Below are 20,839 nucleotides of genomic sequence, written 5' to 3' on the forward strand. Positions count from 1 at the left end.
TATGCGGGGTTATCTTCTTCTTTTTAACAACTCCGGGATCTGACTCGGTTCTTTTGCTACCGGCACACCTGCTGCCTCGAAAGCCGCGATCTTTTCGGCTGCGGTGCCGCTTCCACTGGAAATGATGGCACCCGCATGCCCCATTTGTTTTCCGGGGGGCGCCTGCTGACCGGCAATGAATACGGCTACCGGCTTGGTTATATGTTCCCTGATATATGCTGCGGCACGTTCTTCGGCATCACCCCCGATCTCGCCGATCAGCACGATGGAATCGGTCTCGGGATCCTTCTCGAACATTTCAAGTAACTCTATAAAATAGAGGCCTACCACCGGATCACCGCCCACACCCACTGCGGTGGATTGTCCAATCCCTTTTTGGGTGAGATTGTAAACTACTTCATAAGTAAGCGTGCCACTGCGGCTGATCACACCGGTGCCTCCCTGTTTGAAGATCATGGAAGGCATGATCCCTACCAGGCTCTTTTCCGGCGAAATCAATCCGGGACAATTGGGGCCGATGAGATGGGCGCCCTTGCGTCTGATGTAATGGTATGCTTCTATCACATCCAGAGTGGGCACACCTTCAGTAATGGTGACGATCAGTTTTATCCCGGCATCGGCAGCTTCCATCATGGCGTCTTTCGCAAAGGGAGCCGGGACAAAGATGACTGATGTGTCGGCCCCGGTTTCCGCTACTGCATCCCTTACCGTATTAAACACAGGAATTCCGTCTGCAAATTCCCCCGCTTTGCCGGGTGATGTCCCTCCCACCATATGGGTTCCGTAGGCCTTCATTTTTGATGCGTGGAATCCGCCATCGCGGCCGGTTATCCCCTGCACGATCACTCGGGTATTGCTATCTATCAGGATACTCATATTTTGTAAATTAAAAGTGAAAAGTGAAAAATTAAATTTCATTATTCACATTAGCCTTATTGACACATTATTCACATTAGCCTTATTGGCACATTATTCACATTAGCCTTATTGGCACATTGGGTGGCACATCGAGACCGCTTTTTCGGTAGCTTCTCCCATCGTTTCGGCCACATGAAGGCCGCTACCCTGTAATAGCGCGCGTCCCTCTTTTTCATTGGTTCCGGTAAGCCGTATCACAACGGGAATAGCTGTCTTTATCTGTTTGATGGCTTCCAGCAATCCTTTTGCCACGTCGTCACACCGGGTGATGCCACCGAAGATATTGATCAATACCACTTTCACATTCTGGTCGCTTAGCAGCAGTTTCATTGCTTCAATCACTTTTGTAGGGTTGGAGCTTCCTCCTATGTCAAGGAAGTTGGCCGGGTTGCCGCCATAGAGCTTGATCAGATCCATGGTGGCCATTGCCAGGCCGGCACCATTTACCATGCATCCTATCTCCCCTCCCAGATTCACATAACTGAATCCTTTGTTTTTGGCATTCTGCTCTTTTTTCTCCTCTTCTGTCGGCTCATTGAGTGTCGCTATTTTGGGATGCCTGAAGAGTGCATTGTCGTCGAATGTCATCTTCGCGTCGATGGCCATGATCTCTCCTTCTTTGGTAAGTACCAGCGGGTTGATCTCTGCCAGAGAGGCATCGGTACTCATGAACAATTTATAGAGCTTTTGGAGGATTACGGCAGCCTGGCGCACCTGTTTGATGTCGTCAAATAGTTTAAACGCAGCCTCGCGGGCCAGATAATCGGGCATACCTGTCGAAGGGTCGATCTCGATCTTATGGATCTTTTCGGGTGAGGTGCGGGCCACCTCTTCAATGTCCATTCCCCCCTCTTTGCTTGACATGAGGATCGCCGATTTCGACTTTCTGTCGATGACGTAACTCACATAATACTCTTTTTCAATGTTGATTGCCTGGCCTACCAGGATACGGTCGACAGTGAATCCCTTGATATCCATCCCGAGAATTGCGGCGGCATGCTTGCGTAATTCCACTTCTCCGTTAGCCAGCCTCACTCCCCCGGCCTTTCCCCTGCCTCCGGTATGTACCTGTGCTTTTACGATTACCTTTTGTGAATCCAGTTGGCTGTACGCCTTGACTGCATCCTCCACTGAACGGCACACAATACTCCTGTCGACGGGTATTCCATATGTCGCAAATAATTCTTTTGCCTGATATTCATGAATTTTCATACGATTATCTTATTTTTTTTTCGGTATATGGAACCTTTGATGCGCAAAATATTCATTCCCTTGGGCTGTGTAATGATTATTGTAAACATGCCGGTTTCATATGAATTATTTTATTGTTTCATTGTCATGCTCGTTCCATGGGACCTTTTCATATATAATTTTATGATGATTAAAAATTGTTGTAAAGCTATTAAGAAATCCAACAGTGTTAATGGAGAACGCTTCATTGCGTTAATTTGTTTAACAAAATAAGGAGTTTCTGGTTCAACTAAAGATCTATATCCTCAATGGAGATGATTTTCTTGGAAATAGCGTAGATGGTGAGTCCCGACTGACTGCGGATCCCCGTTTTCATTGCGATGTTCTTCCTATGCCTTACCACTGTGTGGATACTGATGTTCAGCGCATCGGCAATTTCCTTGTTCAACATTCCGTTGACAAGGCCGGTCAGCACCTCGACCTCTCTCCTGGTGAGGTTCTCTTCTCCCTCTTTTTCGTTTGAATGGGATTGGCTCTTTTTGTCGAGTTTCAGGAGCAGGTGCAAAATATGTTCGGATGAATCGTAAAGAGTAAAAGTGACATCGGTCAGTGTGGACGGTTTGTGCATCATGCCGAAATCGATGCCTGCAATGGACAGGGAAGGATAACTCTTCCTGATCTTCCTGATTTCCTTTTCCCGGTTTACAAACTGTAACGGATTGGCTATTAGTATGTCAACCGGATTGGATTCGAGGAGTTCGATTAACTCGTCCAAGGTTCCCAACCTGCGGATCCGGCAATCCATGTCCGATTGATAAAGAATGGCCTGTATACCTTCGCAGATGATTTTCGAAGATTCCAAAATAGCTATGTGGAGTGTGGACTTATTCATTTTGTTCCCTTTCAATATCCACCCCCGAGGGAATCAGGATGGTTTCCTCTATCAGAGAGTGAATGTACAGATCGAACTCCAGCTCATAAAGCGACATGAACAATTTACGACGAAGATCCAAATCGTTATCGATCGTTATATATTTGAGCAGGAGGTTTTTCAGGTCCTTCAGCTTCAACTCTATATCGGTGTGATGGTCGCTGTATTCCCTGGAGGAATAAACTTGCCGGTCGTTCTTATATTTATCGTCGCCTAAGAGTGTGATGAAATAGGGAAAAGCCACTTCATCTTCGTAATCGAGATGTTCCCTGACCTCCGTGAAATATTCATTGAAGAATTTCTCCAACAACTTCAATTCTTTTTCGGGATGATTTTCCTGAAGTTGACGAATATAGGCGCTGATTTGCGGATATTTATCGAATCTGTAATAGTTGTGGCTGCTCTTCAGAAAATCGATCACCTGCAGCAGATCCTTCCTGGTGAAGGGTTGCTCTCCTCCGGTTCCGGATCCATTATAAAGATTGGCAATGCTGAGGAACAGCCGCTCGCTGATACCATACTGATGGCAAAGCTGCAACAGGGTGCGATCGCTTACCCGGAAGTCGATGTTGAAATGTTGCAACATAAGCAACAGGTAAGGGTTGCCGTCAATCAGATCGGCCATTTTCATATGTGGCTTTACTCTTGTTCTTGAAGAATGATACATACCTTGGAGTCTGTTTTTTCCACTAAAGTTAGCATGTTTGAATTATATCCCACTATTTCCGGCTCTGTTCTTTGGCGGAAACATTTAAAATAGATTTTGTCTCTGCCTCCATTGGGTGAAATAGTCGTGCAAAAATAGTAAAAAAAAGAAGGTAATTTAGAATGGTTCTATATGAATATTGGGTAATCCGTCTCTATTTTCCGGAAAATAATACTTTATCCCGGATTTTTTTGTATCATTGCGTTCCTAATTAAAAAAAAATGTTCGATTTTCAAAGTTTATTGCTCCGGCGCCGCAGTATCCGGAAATTCAGTGCGGAATTGTTATCTCCCGATGAGATCCGGAAAATTATGGAGGCGGCCCTGCTTTCACCTACTTCCAAGAACAGGCACTCATGGGAGTTTATCGCGGTGGAAGAGAAAGAAACCTTGGCCAAATTATCGGTTTGTAAGCCCGGTAGTGCTTCATTCATTGCCGATGCCGTTCTCTCCATTGTGGTTTTGGGAAACCCCCTGATAAGTGATGCTTGGGTGGAAGATGCCTCCATCGCCGCAATGAACATGCAGTTGCAGGCTGAAGAGTTGGGTGTGGGGAGTTGCTGGGTGCAGGTCAGGAATCGGAATTATTCCGACACCATGTCGGCAGGTGAATATATCAATCAACTGCTGGAGATCCCCATGCCATTGGAAGTATTGTGCGTGATAGCCTTTGGTAAAAAAGAGAAGGAGAGAACTCCGGCCGATCTGGAGAACCTTCATTGGGAAAAAGTACATATCGGAACATATAGGCCGATGAGAATTGAAAATTGAAAGTTGACAATTGATGCCGAAAAGGAGAATTAGCTGATTTCCTTTTGCTGATTAGTCATTAGTAATTATAATTGAATGTGATGATCGATTTTTCTAAAATACCCTCTCCCTGTTTTGTGATGGAAGAGGAACTCCTTCGCGACAATCTCCGGTTGATACGATCGGTACAGGAGCGCGCCGGCGTGCGGATTATTCTGGCTTTCAAGGCATTTGCCATGTGGAAGTCATTTCCTATCATACGGGAATATATAGGGCATTCCACTGCCAGTTCTGTGGCTGAAGCACAGTTGGCGTTCGAAGAGATGGGGAGCCCCGCCCACACTTATGCGCCCGCTTATACTGATTCCGATTTTCCATCCTTCCTGAAATATAGCAGCCATATTACCTTTAATTCCCTATCCCAGTTCGAGCGCTTCTATCCGCGGGTACGAGCGTCGGGAAAGAAAATAGAATGCGGAATAAGGATTAATCCTGAATTTTCGGTGGTGGATACAGACCTGTACAATCCCAGCGCCCCCGGCTCGCGACTCGGTGTCACCTCCGACAGGATTGGGGCAGAGTTGCCCGAGGGTATCACAGGATTACACCTGCATAATCTGTGTGAGAATAACTCTTACGATCTGGAGAAGACACTGGAGGTGGTGGAGCAAAAGTTCGGGCACCTTTTCCGGCAGATACAGTGGCTTAATCTTGGCGGAGGACACCTGATCACGCATAAGAAGTATGATGTGGAACACCTGATACGGGTACTGACCGGCTTGAAGGAACGTTACCCTCATCTGGAAATTATTATGGAACCCGGCAGTGCTTTCGCCTGGGAAACCGGCGTATTGGTGGCGACGGTGGCGGATATTGTGGAAAACAGAGAGATCAAGACCGCCATGCTGAATGTGTCATTCGCCTGTCATATGCCCGACTGCCTGGAGATGCCTTATAAGCCGCGCATCCGCGGAGCCAGCCAAGACCCCGTTCCCGGCAAACCCACCTACCGGATGGGAGGAAACAGTTGTCTGAGCGGTGATTTTATGGGGGACTGGTCTTTCGACGAGCCGCTGCAGGTGGGCGACCGGATAGTTTTCGAGGATATGATCCATTATACGATCGTGAAGACTACTATGTTCAATGGTGTGTCTCACCCTTCCATCGGACTTTGGACTACAGAAGGAGAGTTCGAACTCTATCGTCGGTTCGGTTATGAGGATTATAAACAGAGGATGAGCTAAATCAACCGGTGTGTTCGCTTGTCGAAAACAAGGATATTTTTAAACAATTTCCAGACTGATAACGTTTAACAAATTGAGAAACTTGATTTCATATGATTCAAAGATTTATTTTCAACGGTTTTATATGGAATCCCGGCATAGCGGGACAAGTTTCGATTTTAAAGGATTCTGGTGTGAGAAAAGCTCTCATGCTGTTTTATTCAATTAATTAAAAAATTATTAACATTAAAAACAATTAGTTATGAGTTGGTTATGGTGGATTATTGTAGGTGCTGTTGCCGGTTGGCTGGCGGGTAATTTGATGAGAGGCGGAGGTTTCGGTTTTCTGGTGAACCTCCTGGTAGGCATCGTGGGTGCCGTCATTGGGGGCTGGGTCTTCGGCCTGTTGGGAATCAGTACCGGAAGTGGCGTGATAGGCAGCCTTGTTACGGCGCTTGTAGGTGCTATATTGCTGCTCTGGATCGTTTCCCTCTTTAAAAAGAACAGGTGAGGGAACACCTGGGAAATAATAAAAAAATCGATGTGTAAGTGTATGCACATCGGTTTTTCTGTTTAAATGATACCCCGATTTATGCAAAAACAGCGTATTGGTATTTTTTGCGGATCATTCAATCCTGTTCATGCCGGGCATCTCATTCTGGCAAACTATCTCTGCGAATTCACCGATTTGGATGAGGTGTGGTTCGTGGTCACACCGCACAATCCGCTCAAAGAGCCCGGAAATCTGTTGGATGATGACATGCGCCTGGAGATGGTGCGCCTGGCTCTGGAGGGATTCGATCATATGACTGTCTCTGATGTGGAATTTCATATGCCTCGCCCTTCCTATACCATAGATACTTTGACAAAACTGACGAAGATGTATCCGGATAAAGACTTCACCCTTATCATCGGCGGCGATAACTGGAAGCAGTTCCACAGATGGAAAGAGGCCGGCCGGCTGATGAAAAACTATCGGATCGTTGTTTATCCGAGACTGAGTGAAGAGGTGGTGATACCGGATGAATTTGCTCTGTCTGTCCGGCTTGTGGAAGCTCCCATAGTTGAACTCTCTTCCACATTTATCCGTGAAAGTATCCGCGACGGAAAAAACATGCGCGCTTTTCTTCCTCCCAAAGTGTATGATTTTATAATCCAAAACCGACTATACCGAAAGAAATAAGACAGGTGGCTTTATCCTTCCTTGTCGTACCTTATCTTGTCCAGAATGATCGGTAATATGGTAGTGTCTACCCCTGCCTCTTTCAATTCCTTCTTATCTTCGTCGAGCATCGATTCAAATATCTCAAAACTGCCCGCTTTCTCGAGCGAGAGTTTATACATCTCGACCGATCTTTTCGTCTGTTCGAGGCATAGAGCCACATGGCCGGCATTGAGATAATCATGAGCATTGGGTTTAGCTTCCAATATGCGGGAGTAATATCTCTCCGCCACATCGAGTTTGCGCGACAGGAAAGCACACCAGGCAATGGAGCGCCACGCGCGGGTATTATTGCTGTTGATCATCTCCACCTTGAAGTAATAGTTGAGCGCTTTTTCATACTCTTTCAATTCCAAGTGGCAATGTCCGATATTGAGTTGAATATTCAGGTCGTCGGGACGAAACTGTTCCACACGGCGGTAGTATTCCAGGGCGGTGATGGGTTCTTTCAGCACCCTGTAGCAATAGGCAATGCGGTTTAGCACCCATGTGTTGTTCCCTTCTATCAGATCGGCATGCAGGTAGGCCTCTAATGCCCCTTTCATATCAGCCAGCATCTGCCGGCAATAGCCTATTTTCTGCCATATCTCACTCTTGCCGCTTCCCGTTTCTGCCAGTAGGGCATAGGCACTGAGAGCTTCGTTGAAATTATTTTTCTCGAAATAATAGAGAGCTATCTTTTCTAAATGATTGGGCTGCATTACTACCGGTTGAAATGCCGGCAAACGATGGTAGTTGAGGGGCAGTTCAAAGATATCGGGGAATTCGCCGCGGCGGGGGAAGAGTTTAAAGAAGCGGTAAAGATCCTGGATATACTGCTTGATCATCGTTTCCTCTTTTCGGAAAGGCTTGAGTGCCTCTTCCTCTGTCTGCATCTTTTTCAGCTCATCGCTTTCGGCCCCTAGTTGGGAAGCCATCATCTTCCGGTAATTTTCAGGCATCATCATTATGCTAAGGCAGAATGAGTATTTATCGGAATTGCAGATAAGGGACGATCCTGAAAGCGCTTCCACGAGCGAATCTTTTTCGGAACGGTTGGCCAAGAATGGTTGAATGCTGCTGTGCCGCGGTGTGAACGGAAGGAACCAATTACTCATTTGCTGAAAGAAGGGGTAAGACTTCAGATTTGAAAAAGTAGAATGAAAGACGTCGGCACCTTCCAACTGCAATTCGGTAAATTCCTGTAATTTATCCGTCAGCCCGGTTTCATCCAGTATCTTTTGCCATTCGGGATTCTTCTCATCGAAGCCGGTTTCACCCATCCATTCGTCTAATTTTATCTTTTTACCGATCATCGGACTCAGTTTCATCATTTCGGGAAGGATCTCCTCGGTCAGTTTTTTTGTGATCTTTTCCGTCTCATGCGCCTGAATGAAGCCGATAATAGCCGCGATAAAACGATGTCCGAAGGTTTTGTCATCCGACAGCAGTTTCAGCCGGTCGCAGCACCCCGAATACAGTTCTAACCGGGAGTTATATATCTGGAATATGGGGATGATGCCTGTTATCGCCCGGAGAGCCAATTCCGTTTCCGGGTGGTTGCAGAGGTCGAGCAGCAATTCAATTTTCCGGGCGTCGAAGCGTTGCAGGATATTCATCATTAGTGCCGCGATAAACAGCGCTTTATCCTGCCGCGGGACCGATCGGTCTTCCATGAAATTACGGCACGAGGTGATGAAATCGCCGTTTGCCCTGGGAGAGACAAAGACCGTATAGAACAGATCTTGTTGCGTGTTTTCGCGTGTGATGGTGGTCTGCCTTATACGGGACTCTTTCTCGGGCCCATCCTCCAGCAGATCGATGAAAGAGAGGGTGTCTGCCTGTTTGGTGATAAGAATCCTGTACTCCTCTATCGTCACAGGCGCGCGCGCGTTCATCAATCTTGTTTTATCGAAGAAAAGGGATGAACTTTCCTGCAGGAGCAGTTGTTCGGCTGCATCTTCCGCCAAAGTATATATATCGCGGGTCAATTTGTTGTAAACACGTTTTTGTTCCGGGTCTTTTTTACCTTCAATCAGATAGTGCAGCATGAATTGATAATTGGTCGTCAGCTCGGCTATTTTTTCCGAAACCGCCCAACTCTGCTGTATGGTGGAAAGCTCTTTGATACCCTCAAGGGCATCTTTCAGTTGCTTGTGTTCGATATATGAGTAGATGGTTGCCAGTTTTTTCCTTATATCGGATGGATTCATACGATTAAAACTATTTATTTTCACTAAAGTTAGACTATTTGAGTCGCCTTCGCTCCTCTTCTTGTCAATTGAGTCGCCTTGGCTCCTCTTCCTGTCAATTGAGTCGCCTTGGCTCCTCTTCCTGTCAATTGAGTCGCCTTCGCTCCTCTATTTTCAATTCTCGCTATGACATGGTAGAGGCAAGCTTCTCCCAGCTCATTTAGCTTAACGGAAAAATTCAAAAGTATCGTATGGAACTCGCATTTAATCATGAACTTGGGTGAGAACGATTATCATGCTCGTTTCATAGTTGGATTGAATTTGTCGCCTCTTTGATGATCAGCGTCGACGGGAGACAATCTGTCCACGGCAGTGGGGTACAGATCAATTTACTCCATCCTTCCGTGCCGATGATAACAAGATCCTGCTCCTTAATAAAGTCGCACCCTATCTTTTTGTCATTGTCCCATAAGTAAATCCGTCCTTCGCTCTTCTTTGCGATGAACTGGTAGAGTTTCTGCATTTTCGCATCTGATTCAATGATGCCGATCGCATCCCAGATCATGATCTTCACATTCTCCTGCTGGGCAATCCGGTAAAGATAAGTGAAGATATGGATATCGGATTTCTGCAGGAGGGGAATGAATAACTTCCTGAACTGCGTGATCCCGCAGTCTATGAACAGACCGGCAGCTACCGTATTGCGACTGAACAGGGCGTTGATACTTTTCAGGCTTCCGGCTTCCTTCTCTTCGAATTGTTCGAGGATGAAGGAGTCGGAGTACTTGGGGTCACTTTTGAGTTGCCCGTACTTTTTCATCAAGCTGGAGTTAAACTCATTGTTATGGATACCCAATAAAATCAGATTGGATTTCTGCTCTTCAGAGATCCTTATGATATCCGCATAATAATCGTCGGAGGATCGAATGAACAGGCGAAGGGTGATCCTCTCCCTCTCTTCCGCGGAGATAAGGCCGGAGATGATCTTGTGCTTGTATTCGTCCATCTCTTCACTGAGTCGCATCTCCTCCGATTTGTCGATAAAATAGAGAAGGGTGATGGACGATTTTTCCGATTTCGACCGGATCATTCGGGTGGCCAGCCCGGTCAATATTTTACCTGTTTCCAACATGGAGAAACAGATCAATGCGCTATTGTTTTTTTTCATTTCCGCCTCGCCGTCGAAGCGATTTAATAACATCTCTGCAAAATCCATACCACCCTGTTTTTAGTGAACAAATTAACTGTTGATAATTTCGCTGTCGAGCATAGAGTCCTTGTATCCAAGGAAATAGAGGATGCCGTCAATCCCTACCGTGGAGAGAGATTGATCTGCGTTTCGTTTCACCTTTGGTTTGGCATGAAAAGCGATGCCCAGGCCGGCTATTCCCAGCATGGGCAGATCATTGGCCCCGTCGCCAACGGCCACCGTTTGCCGAAGATCGATCCTTTCCACCTGGGCAATGAGCCTTAATAACTCCGCTTTCCTTTTGCCATCGACAATGTCACCCAGATAGTCTCCGGTGAGTTTCCCATGCTCAATTTCCAATTCGTTGGCATACATGTAATCGAATCCGTATTTCTCTTTCAGATAATTGCCAAAGTAACTGAATCCACCTGACAATATGGCGGTTTTAAATCCTACTTTTTGTAATACTTTCACCAACCGGTCCACACCCTCGGTGATGGGCAGATTCTCGGCAATCTCTTTCATCACGGAAACATCCAGGCCTTTTAGCAATTTTACGCGCTGCCGGAAACTTACATTGAAATCAATTTCACCCTGCATAGCCTGCTCGGTAATGGCTCTTACCTGGCTGCCCACACCCGCTCTTTCGGCCAGTTCATCTATCACCTCCGTTTGAATGAGGGTAGAGTCCATGTCGAAACAGATAAGCCTGCGCATGCGCCTGAACATACTCTCTTCCTGAAAGGATATGTCGAAGTTGAGCGAAGAGGCGAGTTCCAAAAATGCTTGCTGCATCTGTTGGCGGTCGACCGGTGTGCCTCTTACCGACAGTTCCACACATGACTGTGCCGCCCGCTGTTTCTCGTCAAGGGGCATGCGGCCGGTCAGGCGCACTATATTGTCGATATTGAGATTCTGCTCAGCTATAATCTTCGAGACGGCGGCGATCTGTTTAGCCGTAAGTATTCTTCCCAGCAGCGTGATGATATAACGGTTCTTGCCCTGCAGTCCCACCCAGTTGGAGTATTCTTCGTCCGAGATAGGTGTGAACCGGACATTCACATCCATCTCATAGGCTTTGAACAGCAAATCTTTCATGATCTCTCCGGAAATGGTGGTCTTTGATCTGAATAAGATGCCCAGTGACAGATTCCGGTGGATATCCGACTGTCCGATGTCGAGAATAAATGCCCCGTGCCTAGCCAGGATTTCTGTCAGGGCGGCTGTCAGGCCAGGTTTGTCTTCTCCGTTGATATTGAGTAAAATGATTTCTGATTTTTCCATTATTACGATAATATTGTACTGTTATGGCAATGAACCTCGTCGCCGGTCTCTTTCCCGTTTTAAATGACAGGCATAGATACCTGTGAATAAATATCTTCAATGTCCTGTTGGCTGATTTTTTCAAAATCCTCCTCTCTTACACAGATCATCATTCCGGCCATATCGAGCGCGCCCGGGCTGACGAGTAACTGTTTTTTCCCTTTCTCGTAATAATGTCCCGGACGGTGTGCTTTACGCGGAAAGATGTGGAGTTTATACTTGTTATCCTCCGTAAAAGCGATCACGTTCATCATCGGCTCCGTCTCTTCCGGCTGAAGATGATGGAGGTACTGGTATACATCCTCGAAAAGTTCCTGGGTTTCGTTTTTGTTTTCACTTTCGATTTGCAGACAGGAACGAAGTTCGTTATCACCCTGCATAAGCAAAGGAACTTTGAGCCCTGCCTGCAAGTGGAAGTGGTCGGGGGCGGAAGCACCGCATTGGGGACCATTATAAAAGACCAGGTAATCGGGGAGTTGTTCCGCCAGCGTGAGCATGTCTGCTGTTTTTTTACGGATACGTTGCGGCACATGCGAATGGAGAGGGATTGTGAGATGGTTTCTCAGAATGGGAAATGGATTACAGAGAATGATATATTTTCCCATAAAAGGAACTCCCCTTTGTTGAGCGGGCCGGTTGGCCTCACATAGAAAACAGGGGCGCTTTTCAATCGCCTCCTTGCTGATTGTTGCCGCCGTGGAAACCATCCGTGCCGGATTGAACTGTAGTCTTACCCGGTAATCGTCGCCCCATGCAAACTCTTTTTCCCGCAGGTTGTCCAACTGTGAAATACCATCTCTTAATTGTTCCCAATCTCTCTGTTGTGCAGAAAACAAATGGCTTATTTCCCTTTGAAGATCCATTCAGTACCGATTTTTTTATAAAAGCAAAGATAAGGATATTTTCTTTTACTCTCTATGGAAGTGCCGGGAAATAAAAATAGTGGGGTCGCTGTTTGATTATCACCTTAATTTTTATACCTTTGTGTAATAAATAACAGAAAATGTCTACTCAACAATGAAAATTTCGGAGCATATCTTTTTCTGCTTGCTCGCCCTTTTCCTTTTCTCCTGTGCGGAGTCTACGGAAAAGAAAGGCCGTATGGCGGGTAAAGGAAGGGCTGAAACGGAAACTAGTAGGGCAGACAGCCGAGAGGAAACCATCTCAGGAGAGGAGAATTTCGACCAGTTTATCCGTAAGTTCAGCACGCAGGAGTCTTTCCAGCTGGAGCGGATCAAATTTCCGATCAACGTGATCGTCCCTGATGATGAGGATGAAGGAATGGCTCCCGTCGAAGAGACGATCGGGAGATATGAATGGGAACTGCTTGACCTTACCTATGACAGCACTTATCTGACACGCCCTTACGATCAGTATTATCAAGGCGTGCGCTACGGGAGAGATACCGCTGTGGTGGAGATCCGTGGGATCAATAACGGTATTTATGCCGATTACTACTTTACCCTGATCGATAAGAAGTGGTATCTGGTGACACTCTATGAAGCGTCATTTTAACATCTCATCTCCGAAACTGAGCGGTAGCAGGTCTTTTGCACTCTCCAGCACATAGACGGCTTCGTTGCCATACATCAATATCTTTATTGACGCGTTGAAGCGGTTCTCCGTCTCTAACAACACCTGCCGGCAACCACCACAGGGGGTGATCACTTCATCGGTGAACCGACCGTTATACCAGGCGGCGACAGCGATGGCTTCAATTTTCTGATCAGGATAGGTGGCATTGGCGAAAAAAACGGTAGTCCTTTCAGCACATAATCCCGACGGATAAGCGGCGTTTTCCTGATTATTGCCGGAGATAATTTCACCGTTTCCCAACAAGACAGCGGCACCTACTCTGAACCCCGAATAAGGTGCATAGGCTTTTTTTGTTGCCTCTTTCGCCGCCTCGATAAGTTTTTTTTCCATTTCGGAGCATTCCACTAACGGATAAACAGCTATCTTTGTGGTTAAATTGATTTCTCTCATAGAATTGTTTTTTTAATGAAGGGAGCACAGAATAATCAGATGTTTACTGATTTATCTATTTGCAAATCAATGAATTATATATTGTCAAATCAGCACATCAAACGAGTCTCTTTAAAATGGGTTACATGCTTGATTATCGCATATCACAGAATTTTTTTCACAAATATAGATATATTTTACCGCTCTTTGTCGTTTTCTCCTTTTTATTTGCGCCCGCTCATCACCTGTCGGCACAGGTCAGGGTGAGCACTTATGAGGATTATATTCGTAAATACAGTGATCTGGCGGTAGAGCATATGGAGAAATACAGAATCCCTGCATCCATCACACTGGCGCAGGGGATTCTCGAATCGGGAGCAGGATTGAGTGATCTGGCCCGGCGCTCCAATAACCATTTCGGGATTAAATGCCACCGGGGATGGAATGGGGGAACGGTATATGCTGCCGATGACACGCCCCGCGATTGCTTTCGGAAGTATAAAAGCGTGGAGGATTCTTATCAGGACCACTCTGAGTTTTTGGCCTATGGCAGTCGTTATAAAGCTTTGTTCGCTCTCTCTATTACTGATTATAAAGGATGGGCAAGAGGATTGCAAAAATCGGGTTATGCCACCGACAGGGCGTACGCCAACAAATTGATAAAGCTGATAGAGGATTACGAGTTGTATCGTTTTGATGATGCGAAGTATCGTAAAGGGGTCAGTCGCAGGGAACGGAATGAGCAGCGCGAAAGAGAGGCGGAGCGGGTAACCTGGACGCACCAGCCCTATATCACACACGGTTTGGTATATGTGATTGCTGTCGATGGCGATACCTTCAGCAGTATCGCCCGGGAGTTCGGGTTCAAGGAAAAAGAGCTGTTGAAATTCAACGAAGTGCCTGAAGATTTTCCGTTGAGCCAAGGTGATATGGTCTATTTTCAAAAGAAGAAAACGCGTGCTGATAAGCCGTATGAGTTCCATACCGTACAAGTGGGAGAATCCATGTACAGTATCTCACAAAAATATGGCATTCAACTGCGTAATTTATACCGGCTTAATAAAAAAAGCTATGAATATGTCCCCGAAGAGGGTGATATTCTGAAGTTGAGGTGATTTTAAGGTGGAAAGGTGGAAAGGTGACTTGATATCCCGGCTTGTCGGCTATGATTATGTGTTTATCAAGTGGAAATCCGCCGAACTGTTCATTAACGATATATAAAAAAATAAAACCGGGTGCCAGTATAGATTTCTGGTGCTTCCGGATAAATAATAAAGTAATACAGAGATGCAATACAACACACAAATGAAAAAGCTGGCGCTGCCGGAGTATGGACGCAATATCCAGAATATGGTAGATCACTGCGTGGCCATTGAAGACCCCGAAGAACGCAAAAAATGCGCCTATACTGTTATCGATATTATGGGGAGTATGTTCCCGCACCTTCGTGATGTGAACAATTTCAAACATATTCTATGGGATCATCTGGCTATTATGTCGGACTTTAAACTCGATATCGAATATCCCTATGAAGTGATCACCAGGGAGGAGCTGAATACTCTTCCCGGACACCTCGATTACAGCCGCCCCACAATGCAGTACCGCCATTATGGCAAAATCATGGAAAGGATGATCAGGATCGCTGCCAATATGGAGGAAGGCGATAAGAAAAACTACCTGGTGAAGTTATTACTCAGCCAGATGAAACGCTCCTATTCCCAATGGAACAAGGAGCCGGATGATCAGAAGATATTTCACGACCTGCACCTATTGTCGGAAGGCAAAATAAAGATCGACACCCAAGAGTATGTGATCCCCGAGGTAAAAGTAAATGCCAACCGGGATAAATTGAAAAATATCAAGTATCAACGCAGAAAATAACAAAGGGTGATTTCCGGAAAAGATATCCTTCGGGTGGGAAGTACACAGAAACCTCACGGAATAAAGGGTGAAATGATTATCCGGTTTCGTAAGGCGGAGTATGCCGATGTGGAAACAGAATATTATTTTCTGGAAATAGAGGGTATTCCCGTACCCTTCTTTGTGGAGGAGTTTACTTATTCAACCGATGTTACCGCCCGGGTAAAGTTTGAAGATGTCGACGATGAGATAGCGGCGGCTCGATACGTCAACACCGATGTTTATCTGTCGCGGGAATTGGTGAAATCACAGGAAGAGCAAACAATGGCCGGTTGGGATTACTTCACCGGATTCACTGTTGTCGATCACCATGGAGTAAAATTAGGGGTCATAGAGGAGGTGGACGATTCCACCCTGAATGTGCTCTTTGTGGTGAGAAAAGATGGAAAGGAACACCTGATCCCGGCTACGGAGGATTTTATCGTTGCTATCGATGAAGAGAACAACCTGATTGAAATGTATCTCCCGGAAGGATTGGTCGATGAATGAACCCGGTATGCCCGGAATAATCGTAAACTCCTTGCCCGATCCGGGAAAAAACAACCCTGAATTTTTATTATCTTTGCATGCTTTACCGCAGATGATCATTTCCCTATGGAAGATGGAAAACGAAATATCGCCATTTTAGGTTCCACTGGTTCCATTGGAACACAGGCCCTGGAGGTTATATCACGTCATCCCGACCGATTCGGGGCATATGCCTTGGTGGCTAATAACCGGGTCGAGTTGCTTATCGCACAGGCACGCGCCTTTCTCCCCGAAGTGGTGGTGATTGCCAACGAGTCGAAATATGAGCAGTTGAGGGATGCCCTGAGTGATCTGCCCATCAAGGTGTGGTGTGGAAGCAAAGCCGTTGAGCAGGTGGTGCAGGACGAACAGATTGACATGGTTCTTACGGCCATGGTCGGTTTCTCGGGTTTGCAACCTACCATAAACGCAATAAAAGCGGGAAAGACCATCGCGCTGGCAAATAAGGAGACGCTCGTGGTAGCTGGTGAGCTGATCACTTTGTTGGCGTTGAAACATAGAACGCCTATTTTGCCGGTCGACTCGGAACATTCCGCTATCTTTCAATGCTTGAACGGTGAAGGCGACAATAAGGTGGAGAAAATATTGCTTACGGCTTCGGGAGGTCCTTTCCGCACGCTGTCGAAAAAGCAATTATGGCACGTCACCCGCAACGAAGCGTTGGCCCATCCCAATTGGAGTATGGGTGAAAAGGTCACCGTCGACTCATCCACCCTTATCAACAAGGGATTAGAGATGATCGAGGCCAAATGGTTGTTTGGAGTGGAACCGACGCAAATCGAAGTGCTCGTCCATCCTCAGTCGATCATTCACTCCATGGTGCAGTTCGAAGACCGCTCCGTGATAGCCCAATTGGGAGACCCCGACATGCGTATGCCTATCCAGTACGCCTTTTCCTATCCGGTAAGGCTCAGGTCGGATGTCAGGCCACTGAATTTCCTCGAACTGTCGCAGTTGACTTTTGAAGCACCTGATACGGATAGATTTCCCGGTCTTTTGTTTGCTTATGAGGCGATTGCGGCAGGCGGGAATATGCCCTGTATACTGAACGCTGCCAACGAAGTGGCGGTGGAACTGTTTTTACAGGAAAAAATAGGCTATATGCAAATGAGCCATTTGATAGAAAAAACCATGCGGAAAGTATCGTTCGTGCAATCACCGTCGTTAAGCGACTATCTGCAAAGCGATGCCGAAGCAAGGGTGATAGCGAGAGAACAAATAATTGAATTTACTAATTGATAAAACAGCACCACCGGCAAGGTGTGTGCGATAATAACTGAATGGAGACATTTTTAATTAAGGCGTCACAACTCATCTTGAGTTTGTCGATATTGGTGATTGTACACGAATTCGGGCATTATATCTTCGCGAGGCTGTTCAAGATAAGGGTGGAGAAATTTTATCTTTTCTTTGATCCCTGGTTCGCACTCTTCCGCCACAAACCCAAAAACAGCCATACTGAATATGGTGTCGGTTGGTTACCCTTGGGCGGTTATGTGAAAATAGCAGGGATGATCGACGAGTCGATGGACAGGGAGCAGATGTCGCGTCCCGCGGAGCCGTGGGAATTCCGCTCTAAACCTGCGGGCCAGCGGCTGCTGGTAATGCTGGCGGGTGTGGTGTTTAACCTGTTGCTGGCATTTTTTATCTACTCCATGGTGCTCTTCACCTGGAATGACACCTATCTTCCCCTGAAAAATGTGACGCAAGGGATGGAGTTCAGCCAGGCGGCACACCGGGCCGGCTTTCAGGACGGGGATATTTTGCTCCGGGCCGACAATAAGGAACTGGAACGCTTCGGTGTGCGCACATTGCTGGATGTGGCCAATGCCGAAAAGGTGACCGTGCTGCGTAATGGCGAGGAGGTGCAACTGACCATGCAGGAAGGGTTGATGGAAAACCTGCTGAAAGATAAAGAAGGGTTTGCCGTTGAGAGGATTCCTACCGTGGTATATCAGACAATAGAGGGAAGAGCTGCCCAACGGGCCGGGTTGGTTACCGGTGATAGTATTGTGGGAGTCAACGGTGTGTCCACACCCGCTTTTAGCGATCTGCGGGCAGTTCTTGACCACCATCGAAACCAACAGGTTACCCTCGATTATTACCGGAACGGAACATTACAAACCGCAACCATAGAGGTGGATTCGGCCGGAACTTTAGGTTTCTACGCAATGGGATTGGGACAGCTTTATCAGACCGTTACGGTTGAGTATGGATTCTTCGAGTCATTCCCGGCAGGGATAAGATTGGGCATACAGACATTAAAAGATTATGTGGCACAATTTAAATATGTCTTCACCAAAGCGGGCGCTTCTTCCTTAGGTGGATTCGGAGCGATCGGAAACCTCTTCCCCGCCCAGTGGAACTGGCAGGCATTCTGGATGATGACTGCTTTCCTGTCGGTAATCCTTGCCTTTATGAATATCCTGCCTATTCCGGCACTCGACGGTGGCCATGTCATGTTCCTTATTTATGAGGTGATCACCCGGCGGAAGCCCAACGAGAAATTTATGGAATACGCCCAGGTGGCAGGGATGATCCTGCTCTTAGGACTGGTGCTGTACGCCAACGGGATGGATGTGGTCAGGGCTATTTTTAATTGACACTCTGGGGTATGATTTAGTCGCAAATTTGAAAATCAACAAATGAGAAAATCAATAAATCATCAAATCAATGTAAGATGAGGGTCTCGGAATTAATTAAAAATACAAGGAACACTGCTTTTTCATTCGAACTATTGCCCCCGTTGAAGGGGAACAGTATTCAGCAAGTGTACAATGCTATCGACCGCCTGAAAGAGTTCGACCCGAAATATATCAATATTACGACGCACCACAGTGAAAGTATCTATAAGGAAGATGAAAACGGTGCTTACCGGAAAGTAAATGTGCGAAGACGTCCCGGTTCAGTGGCTATTGCCGCCGCCATACAGAACAAGTATGGAATACGGGCAGTGCCTCATATTATCTCCCAGGGCTTTTCGAAGGAAGAGACCGAGTATGCGCTGATCGACCTCTCCTTTTTGGGAGTTACCGATCTGCTGCTGCTGAGAGGTGATACCAAGAAACTGGATGCCGAGCAACGGAAAATGGATTGCCATCCATATGCTACCGGCCTTCAGGAACAGGTGAACAATTTCAATAAAGGAGTCACGTTCGACGGTTCTTCTTTTACGCCTCCCGAAGAGTCGTTTTCTTATGGGATGGCTTGCTACCCCGAAAAACATGAGGAGTCGCCCAATATGGAGTCGGAGATCTATTATACCAAGATGAAGGTGGATAATGGTGCCGAATATCTTGTGACACAGATGTTTTTCGATAACAGCAAATATTTTGACTTCGTGAAACGTTGTCGCGATGTGGGAATTACCGTTCCCATTATTCCCGGGATCAAACCCATCCACATGAAAAACCAACTCACGGTCTTGCCTCGTATTTTCCGAACTGATATTCCCGAAGAACTGGCCACGGCACTTCGTAAATGTAAAAATGATGAGGATGCGAAACAGGTGGGTGTGGAATGGTGCGTCGAACAATGTAAGGAACTGATCCGGAACAACGTTCCAAGTATCCATTTCTATTCATTGATGGCTACCGAAAGTGTCCGGAGGGTAGCAGGGGAGATATACTGATGTATTTTCGAGATGTCATAGGGCTCCACGATGTAAAAGAACACCTGATCAATTCGGTGCGGCAGGGGCTTATTCCCCATGCCCGCATCTTTTACGGTCCGGAAGGAGTGGGCAAGTTGCCCTTGGCCATTGCTTACGCCAGATATCTGAATTGCACTAACCGGCGCGCCGAAGATGCCTGCGGAGAATGCCCCTCGTGTCATAAGTTCGATAAGCTGGCTCATCCCGACCTTCATTTCGTTTTCCCTGTGGTGAAATCAAAGGTGAGTGACCAGTATCTGGCGGAATGGCGTGAATTCCTGTCCCAACACCGCTATTTCAATCTCAACGACTGGCTTAACTTTATTGACGCACAAAATGCGCAGGGAATCATCTACTCGAAAGAGAGTGATGAAATCATCCGCAAACTCAATCTTAAGGTATATGAAGCGCATTATAAGATCATGATAGTATGGCTGCCTGAAAAGATGCACGAGGCATGCGCCAATAAACTGTTAAAGCTGGTCGAGGAACCCCCCGAACATACGATCTTTCTCCTGATCTCGGAGGACCGGGAAAATGTACTGCAGACCATCTGGTCGCGATGCCAGCCATTGCATATCCGTGCTATCGAAAAGGATGAGATGGTGATGGCTCTGCAACAGAAATTCGGGCTGGATCCGGAAAAGGCCCGGTCGACAGCCCATATAGCCAACGGCAGTTTCACCAAAGCCATTGAGATCATACAGGTTTCCCAACATACGGAGTATTTTTTTGAACTCTTCAGGCAAATGACGCGTAATGCTTTTGCCGGTAAGATCAAAGCCATAAAAGAGATAGCCAATGAGATCGCCGGAATTGGGCGGGAGATGCAGAAAAGTTTTTTGCTCTATTCGCTGCGGCTGTTCAGGGAATATTTTGTGAGTAACCTCCATGAACCCGAAATGGTCTACCTGAACAGTGACGAATGGCAGTTCGGCGAGCGTTTCGCCCCCTTTGTCAACGAAAAAAATATAGAAGCGTTGAGCGATGAGTTTTCGCTTGCTTACCGTCAGATTGAACAAAATGGTAACGCGAAAATTATTTTCCTTGATCTTTGTCTGAAAGTGACGATGCTTTTAAGAAAATAATTTTGTAACTTGCACTCTGTTTTAATTAATTATCATCAAAAGTCTCGTCTGCCGGGAGCGGTG

Annotated in this window: 22 protein-coding genes; 12 read left to right on the forward strand and 10 right to left on the reverse strand. The window is 46.5% G+C overall.

Features of this window, described 5'->3' with window-relative positions; genetic code table 11:
• Positions 1 to 9: 9 nt before the first annotated feature.
• The 4 genes from sucD to D7D25_RS01585 all read right to left on the reverse strand — a co-directional run bounded on the left by sucD (position 10) and on the right by D7D25_RS01585 (position 3,665).
• Entirely contained in the window at positions 10 to 876 is an 867-nt protein-coding gene (sucD, locus tag D7D25_RS01570) for a succinate--CoA ligase subunit alpha (protein ID WP_122967363.1), read from the reverse strand.
• A 108-nt stretch (positions 877 to 984) separates the two neighbouring features.
• Positions 985 to 2,130 carry an ADP-forming succinate--CoA ligase subunit beta gene (gene sucC, locus D7D25_RS01575; protein ID WP_122967196.1) on the reverse strand — a complete coding sequence of 382 codons (1,146 nt, stop codon included), beginning with the start codon at positions 2,128 to 2,130 and terminating at the stop codon, positions 985 to 987.
• A 268-nt stretch (positions 2,131 to 2,398) separates the two neighbouring features.
• Positions 2,399 to 3,001: a response regulator transcription factor gene (locus D7D25_RS01580; protein WP_122967197.1), complete on the reverse strand. Its 603-nt coding sequence runs from the start codon at positions 2,999 to 3,001 to the stop codon at positions 2,399 to 2,401.
• Positions 2,994 to 3,665, reverse strand: coding sequence for a hemerythrin domain-containing protein (locus tag D7D25_RS01585; RefSeq protein ID WP_158602507.1), 672 nt, complete (start codon positions 3,663 to 3,665; stop codon positions 2,994 to 2,996). Before D7D25_RS01585 ends, D7D25_RS01580 begins: the two co-directional genes overlap by 8 nt.
• 302 nt (positions 3,666 to 3,967) lie before the next feature.
• Here D7D25_RS01585 and D7D25_RS01590 point away from each other — a divergent pair, with 302 nt between their 5' ends.
• From D7D25_RS01590 to nadD, 4 genes are all read left to right on the forward strand, one after another.
• Positions 3,968 to 4,516, forward strand: a complete 549-nt coding sequence (locus tag D7D25_RS01590) for a nitroreductase family protein (protein WP_122967199.1) — start codon at positions 3,968 to 3,970, stop codon at positions 4,514 to 4,516.
• Between the two features lie 80 nt (positions 4,517 to 4,596).
• Complete coding sequence (nspC, locus tag D7D25_RS01595) at positions 4,597 to 5,739, forward strand: carboxynorspermidine decarboxylase (protein ID WP_122967200.1); 1,143 nt, start codon at positions 4,597 to 4,599, stop codon at positions 5,737 to 5,739.
• Positions 5,740 to 5,980: 241 nt separating this feature from the next.
• Complete coding sequence (locus D7D25_RS01600) at positions 5,981 to 6,229, forward strand: GlsB/YeaQ/YmgE family stress response membrane protein (RefSeq protein ID WP_122967201.1); 249 nt, start codon at positions 5,981 to 5,983, stop codon at positions 6,227 to 6,229.
• 81 nt (positions 6,230 to 6,310) lie between these two features.
• On the forward strand, positions 6,311 to 6,901 hold the full coding sequence (nadD, locus tag D7D25_RS01605) for a nicotinate (nicotinamide) nucleotide adenylyltransferase (RefSeq protein ID WP_122967202.1): 591 nt from the start codon (positions 6,311 to 6,313) through the stop codon (positions 6,899 to 6,901).
• A gap of 11 nt (positions 6,902 to 6,912) precedes the next feature.
• Here the strand turns inward: nadD and D7D25_RS01610 are convergent, their stop codons facing one another.
• The 5 genes from D7D25_RS01610 to D7D25_RS01630 form a co-directional block, all read right to left on the reverse strand.
• Positions 6,913 to 9,132: a tetratricopeptide repeat protein gene (locus D7D25_RS01610; RefSeq protein ID WP_122967203.1), complete on the reverse strand. Its 2,220-nt coding sequence runs from the start codon at positions 9,130 to 9,132 to the stop codon at positions 6,913 to 6,915.
• A 29-nt stretch (positions 9,133 to 9,161) separates the two neighbouring features.
• Complete coding sequence (locus D7D25_RS18215; RefSeq protein ID WP_148038822.1) at positions 9,162 to 9,353, reverse strand: hypothetical protein; 192 nt, start codon at positions 9,351 to 9,353, stop codon at positions 9,162 to 9,164.
• Positions 9,354 to 9,415: 62 nt separating this feature from the next.
• Positions 9,416 to 10,327: a hypothetical protein gene (locus D7D25_RS01620; protein ID WP_122967205.1), complete on the reverse strand. Its 912-nt coding sequence runs from the start codon at positions 10,325 to 10,327 to the stop codon at positions 9,416 to 9,418.
• Positions 10,328 to 10,351: 24 nt separating this feature from the next.
• A complete protein-coding gene (gene serB, locus D7D25_RS01625; protein ID WP_185140196.1) occupies positions 10,352 to 11,584 on the reverse strand; it encodes a phosphoserine phosphatase SerB in 1,233 nt (410 codons plus the stop codon).
• A 59-nt stretch (positions 11,585 to 11,643) separates the two neighbouring features.
• The gene (locus D7D25_RS01630; protein WP_122967207.1) at positions 11,644 to 12,486 is read right to left on the reverse strand and encodes a DUF4922 domain-containing protein; all 843 of its coding nucleotides are present in this window, start codon (positions 12,484 to 12,486) and stop codon (positions 11,644 to 11,646) included.
• 154 nt (positions 12,487 to 12,640) lie between these two features.
• On the opposite strand from D7D25_RS01630, the gene D7D25_RS01635 reads away from it, so the two are divergent.
• On the forward strand, positions 12,641 to 13,138 hold the full coding sequence (locus D7D25_RS01635; RefSeq protein WP_122967208.1) for a DUF4348 domain-containing protein: 498 nt from the start codon (positions 12,641 to 12,643) through the stop codon (positions 13,136 to 13,138).
• Here D7D25_RS01635 and cdd read toward each other — a convergent pair.
• A complete protein-coding gene (gene cdd, locus D7D25_RS01640) occupies positions 13,130 to 13,609 on the reverse strand; it encodes a cytidine deaminase (RefSeq protein WP_122967209.1) in 480 nt (159 codons plus the stop codon). The two genes, D7D25_RS01635 and cdd, sit on opposite strands and share 9 nt — an antisense overlap.
• A 116-nt stretch (positions 13,610 to 13,725) precedes the next feature.
• On the opposite strand from cdd, the gene D7D25_RS01645 reads away from it, so the two are divergent.
• The 7 genes from D7D25_RS01645 (at position 13,726) to holB (ending at position 20,776) form a co-directional block, all read left to right on the forward strand.
• Entirely contained in the window at positions 13,726 to 14,703 is a 978-nt protein-coding gene (locus D7D25_RS01645) for a glucosaminidase domain-containing protein (protein ID WP_122967210.1), read from the forward strand.
• A gap of 172 nt (positions 14,704 to 14,875) precedes the next feature.
• Complete coding sequence (locus D7D25_RS01650; protein WP_122967211.1) at positions 14,876 to 15,469, forward strand: DUF4290 domain-containing protein; 594 nt, start codon at positions 14,876 to 14,878, stop codon at positions 15,467 to 15,469.
• Positions 15,470 to 15,475: 6 nt separating this feature from the next.
• Positions 15,476 to 15,997 carry a ribosome maturation factor RimM gene (gene rimM, locus D7D25_RS01655; protein WP_122967212.1) on the forward strand — a complete coding sequence of 174 codons (522 nt, stop codon included), beginning with the start codon at positions 15,476 to 15,478 and terminating at the stop codon, positions 15,995 to 15,997.
• A gap of 105 nt (positions 15,998 to 16,102) precedes the next feature.
• Entirely contained in the window at positions 16,103 to 17,275 is a 1,173-nt protein-coding gene (locus D7D25_RS01660; RefSeq protein ID WP_122967213.1) for a 1-deoxy-D-xylulose-5-phosphate reductoisomerase, read from the forward strand.
• Between the two features lie 41 nt (positions 17,276 to 17,316).
• Positions 17,317 to 18,639, forward strand: a complete 1,323-nt coding sequence (gene rseP, locus D7D25_RS01665) for an RIP metalloprotease RseP (RefSeq protein WP_122967214.1) — start codon at positions 17,317 to 17,319, stop codon at positions 18,637 to 18,639.
• Positions 18,640 to 18,716: 77 nt separating this feature from the next.
• Complete coding sequence (locus tag D7D25_RS01670; RefSeq protein ID WP_122967215.1) at positions 18,717 to 19,667, forward strand: methylenetetrahydrofolate reductase; 951 nt, start codon at positions 18,717 to 18,719, stop codon at positions 19,665 to 19,667.
• The gene (holB, locus tag D7D25_RS01675) at positions 19,667 to 20,776 is read left to right on the forward strand and encodes a DNA polymerase III subunit delta' (RefSeq protein ID WP_122967216.1); all 1,110 of its coding nucleotides are present in this window, start codon (positions 19,667 to 19,669) and stop codon (positions 20,774 to 20,776) included. Before D7D25_RS01670 ends, holB begins: the two co-directional genes overlap by 1 nt.
• Positions 20,777 to 20,839: the final 63 nt, after the last annotated feature.

Origin of the sequence: Proteiniphilum sp. X52 (genome assembly GCF_003712195.1) — a bacterium.
Lineage (GTDB): Bacteria > Bacteroidota > Bacteroidia > Bacteroidales > Dysgonomonadaceae > Proteiniphilum.

Bases quoted from the DNA above. Each gene is read 5' to 3' on its own strand.
- sucD (WP_122967363.1), bottom strand. From the start codon at position 876: ATGAGTATCCTGATAGATAGCAATACCCGAGTGATCGTGCAGGGGATA.
- sucC (WP_122967196.1), bottom strand. From the start codon at position 2,130: ATGAAAATTCATGAATATCAGGCAAAAGAATTATTTGCGACATATGGA.
- D7D25_RS01580 (WP_122967197.1), bottom strand. From the start codon at position 3,001: ATGAATAAGTCCACACTCCACATAGCTATTTTGGAATCTTCGAAAATC.
- D7D25_RS01585 (WP_158602507.1), bottom strand. From the start codon at position 3,665: ATGGCCGATCTGATTGACGGCAACCCTTACCTGTTGCTTATGTTGCAA.
- D7D25_RS01590 (WP_122967199.1), top strand. From the start codon at position 3,968: ATGTTCGATTTTCAAAGTTTATTGCTCCGGCGCCGCAGTATCCGGAAA.
- nspC (WP_122967200.1), top strand. From the start codon at position 4,597: ATGATCGATTTTTCTAAAATACCCTCTCCCTGTTTTGTGATGGAAGAG.
- D7D25_RS01600 (WP_122967201.1), top strand. From the start codon at position 5,981: ATGAGTTGGTTATGGTGGATTATTGTAGGTGCTGTTGCCGGTTGGCTG.
- nadD (WP_122967202.1), top strand. From the start codon at position 6,311: ATGCAAAAACAGCGTATTGGTATTTTTTGCGGATCATTCAATCCTGTT.
- D7D25_RS01610 (WP_122967203.1), bottom strand. From the start codon at position 9,132: ATGAATCCATCCGATATAAGGAAAAAACTGGCAACCATCTACTCATAT.
- D7D25_RS01620 (WP_122967205.1), bottom strand. From the start codon at position 10,327: ATGGATTTTGCAGAGATGTTATTAAATCGCTTCGACGGCGAGGCGGAA.
- serB (WP_185140196.1), bottom strand. From the start codon at position 11,584: ATGGAAAAATCAGAAATCATTTTACTCAATATCAACGGAGAAGACAAA.
- D7D25_RS01630 (WP_122967207.1), bottom strand. From the start codon at position 12,486: ATGGATCTTCAAAGGGAAATAAGCCATTTGTTTTCTGCACAACAGAGA.
- D7D25_RS01635 (WP_122967208.1), top strand. From the start codon at position 12,641: ATGAAAATTTCGGAGCATATCTTTTTCTGCTTGCTCGCCCTTTTCCTT.
- cdd (WP_122967209.1), bottom strand. From the start codon at position 13,609: ATGAGAGAAATCAATTTAACCACAAAGATAGCTGTTTATCCGTTAGTG.
- D7D25_RS01645 (WP_122967210.1), top strand. From the start codon at position 13,726: ATGGGTTACATGCTTGATTATCGCATATCACAGAATTTTTTTCACAAA.
- D7D25_RS01650 (WP_122967211.1), top strand. From the start codon at position 14,876: ATGCAATACAACACACAAATGAAAAAGCTGGCGCTGCCGGAGTATGGA.
- D7D25_RS01660 (WP_122967213.1), top strand. From the start codon at position 16,103: ATGGAAGATGGAAAACGAAATATCGCCATTTTAGGTTCCACTGGTTCC.
- rseP (WP_122967214.1), top strand. From the start codon at position 17,317: ATGGAGACATTTTTAATTAAGGCGTCACAACTCATCTTGAGTTTGTCG.
- D7D25_RS01670 (WP_122967215.1), top strand. From the start codon at position 18,717: ATGAGGGTCTCGGAATTAATTAAAAATACAAGGAACACTGCTTTTTCA.
- holB (WP_122967216.1), top strand. From the start codon at position 19,667: ATGTATTTTCGAGATGTCATAGGGCTCCACGATGTAAAAGAACACCTG.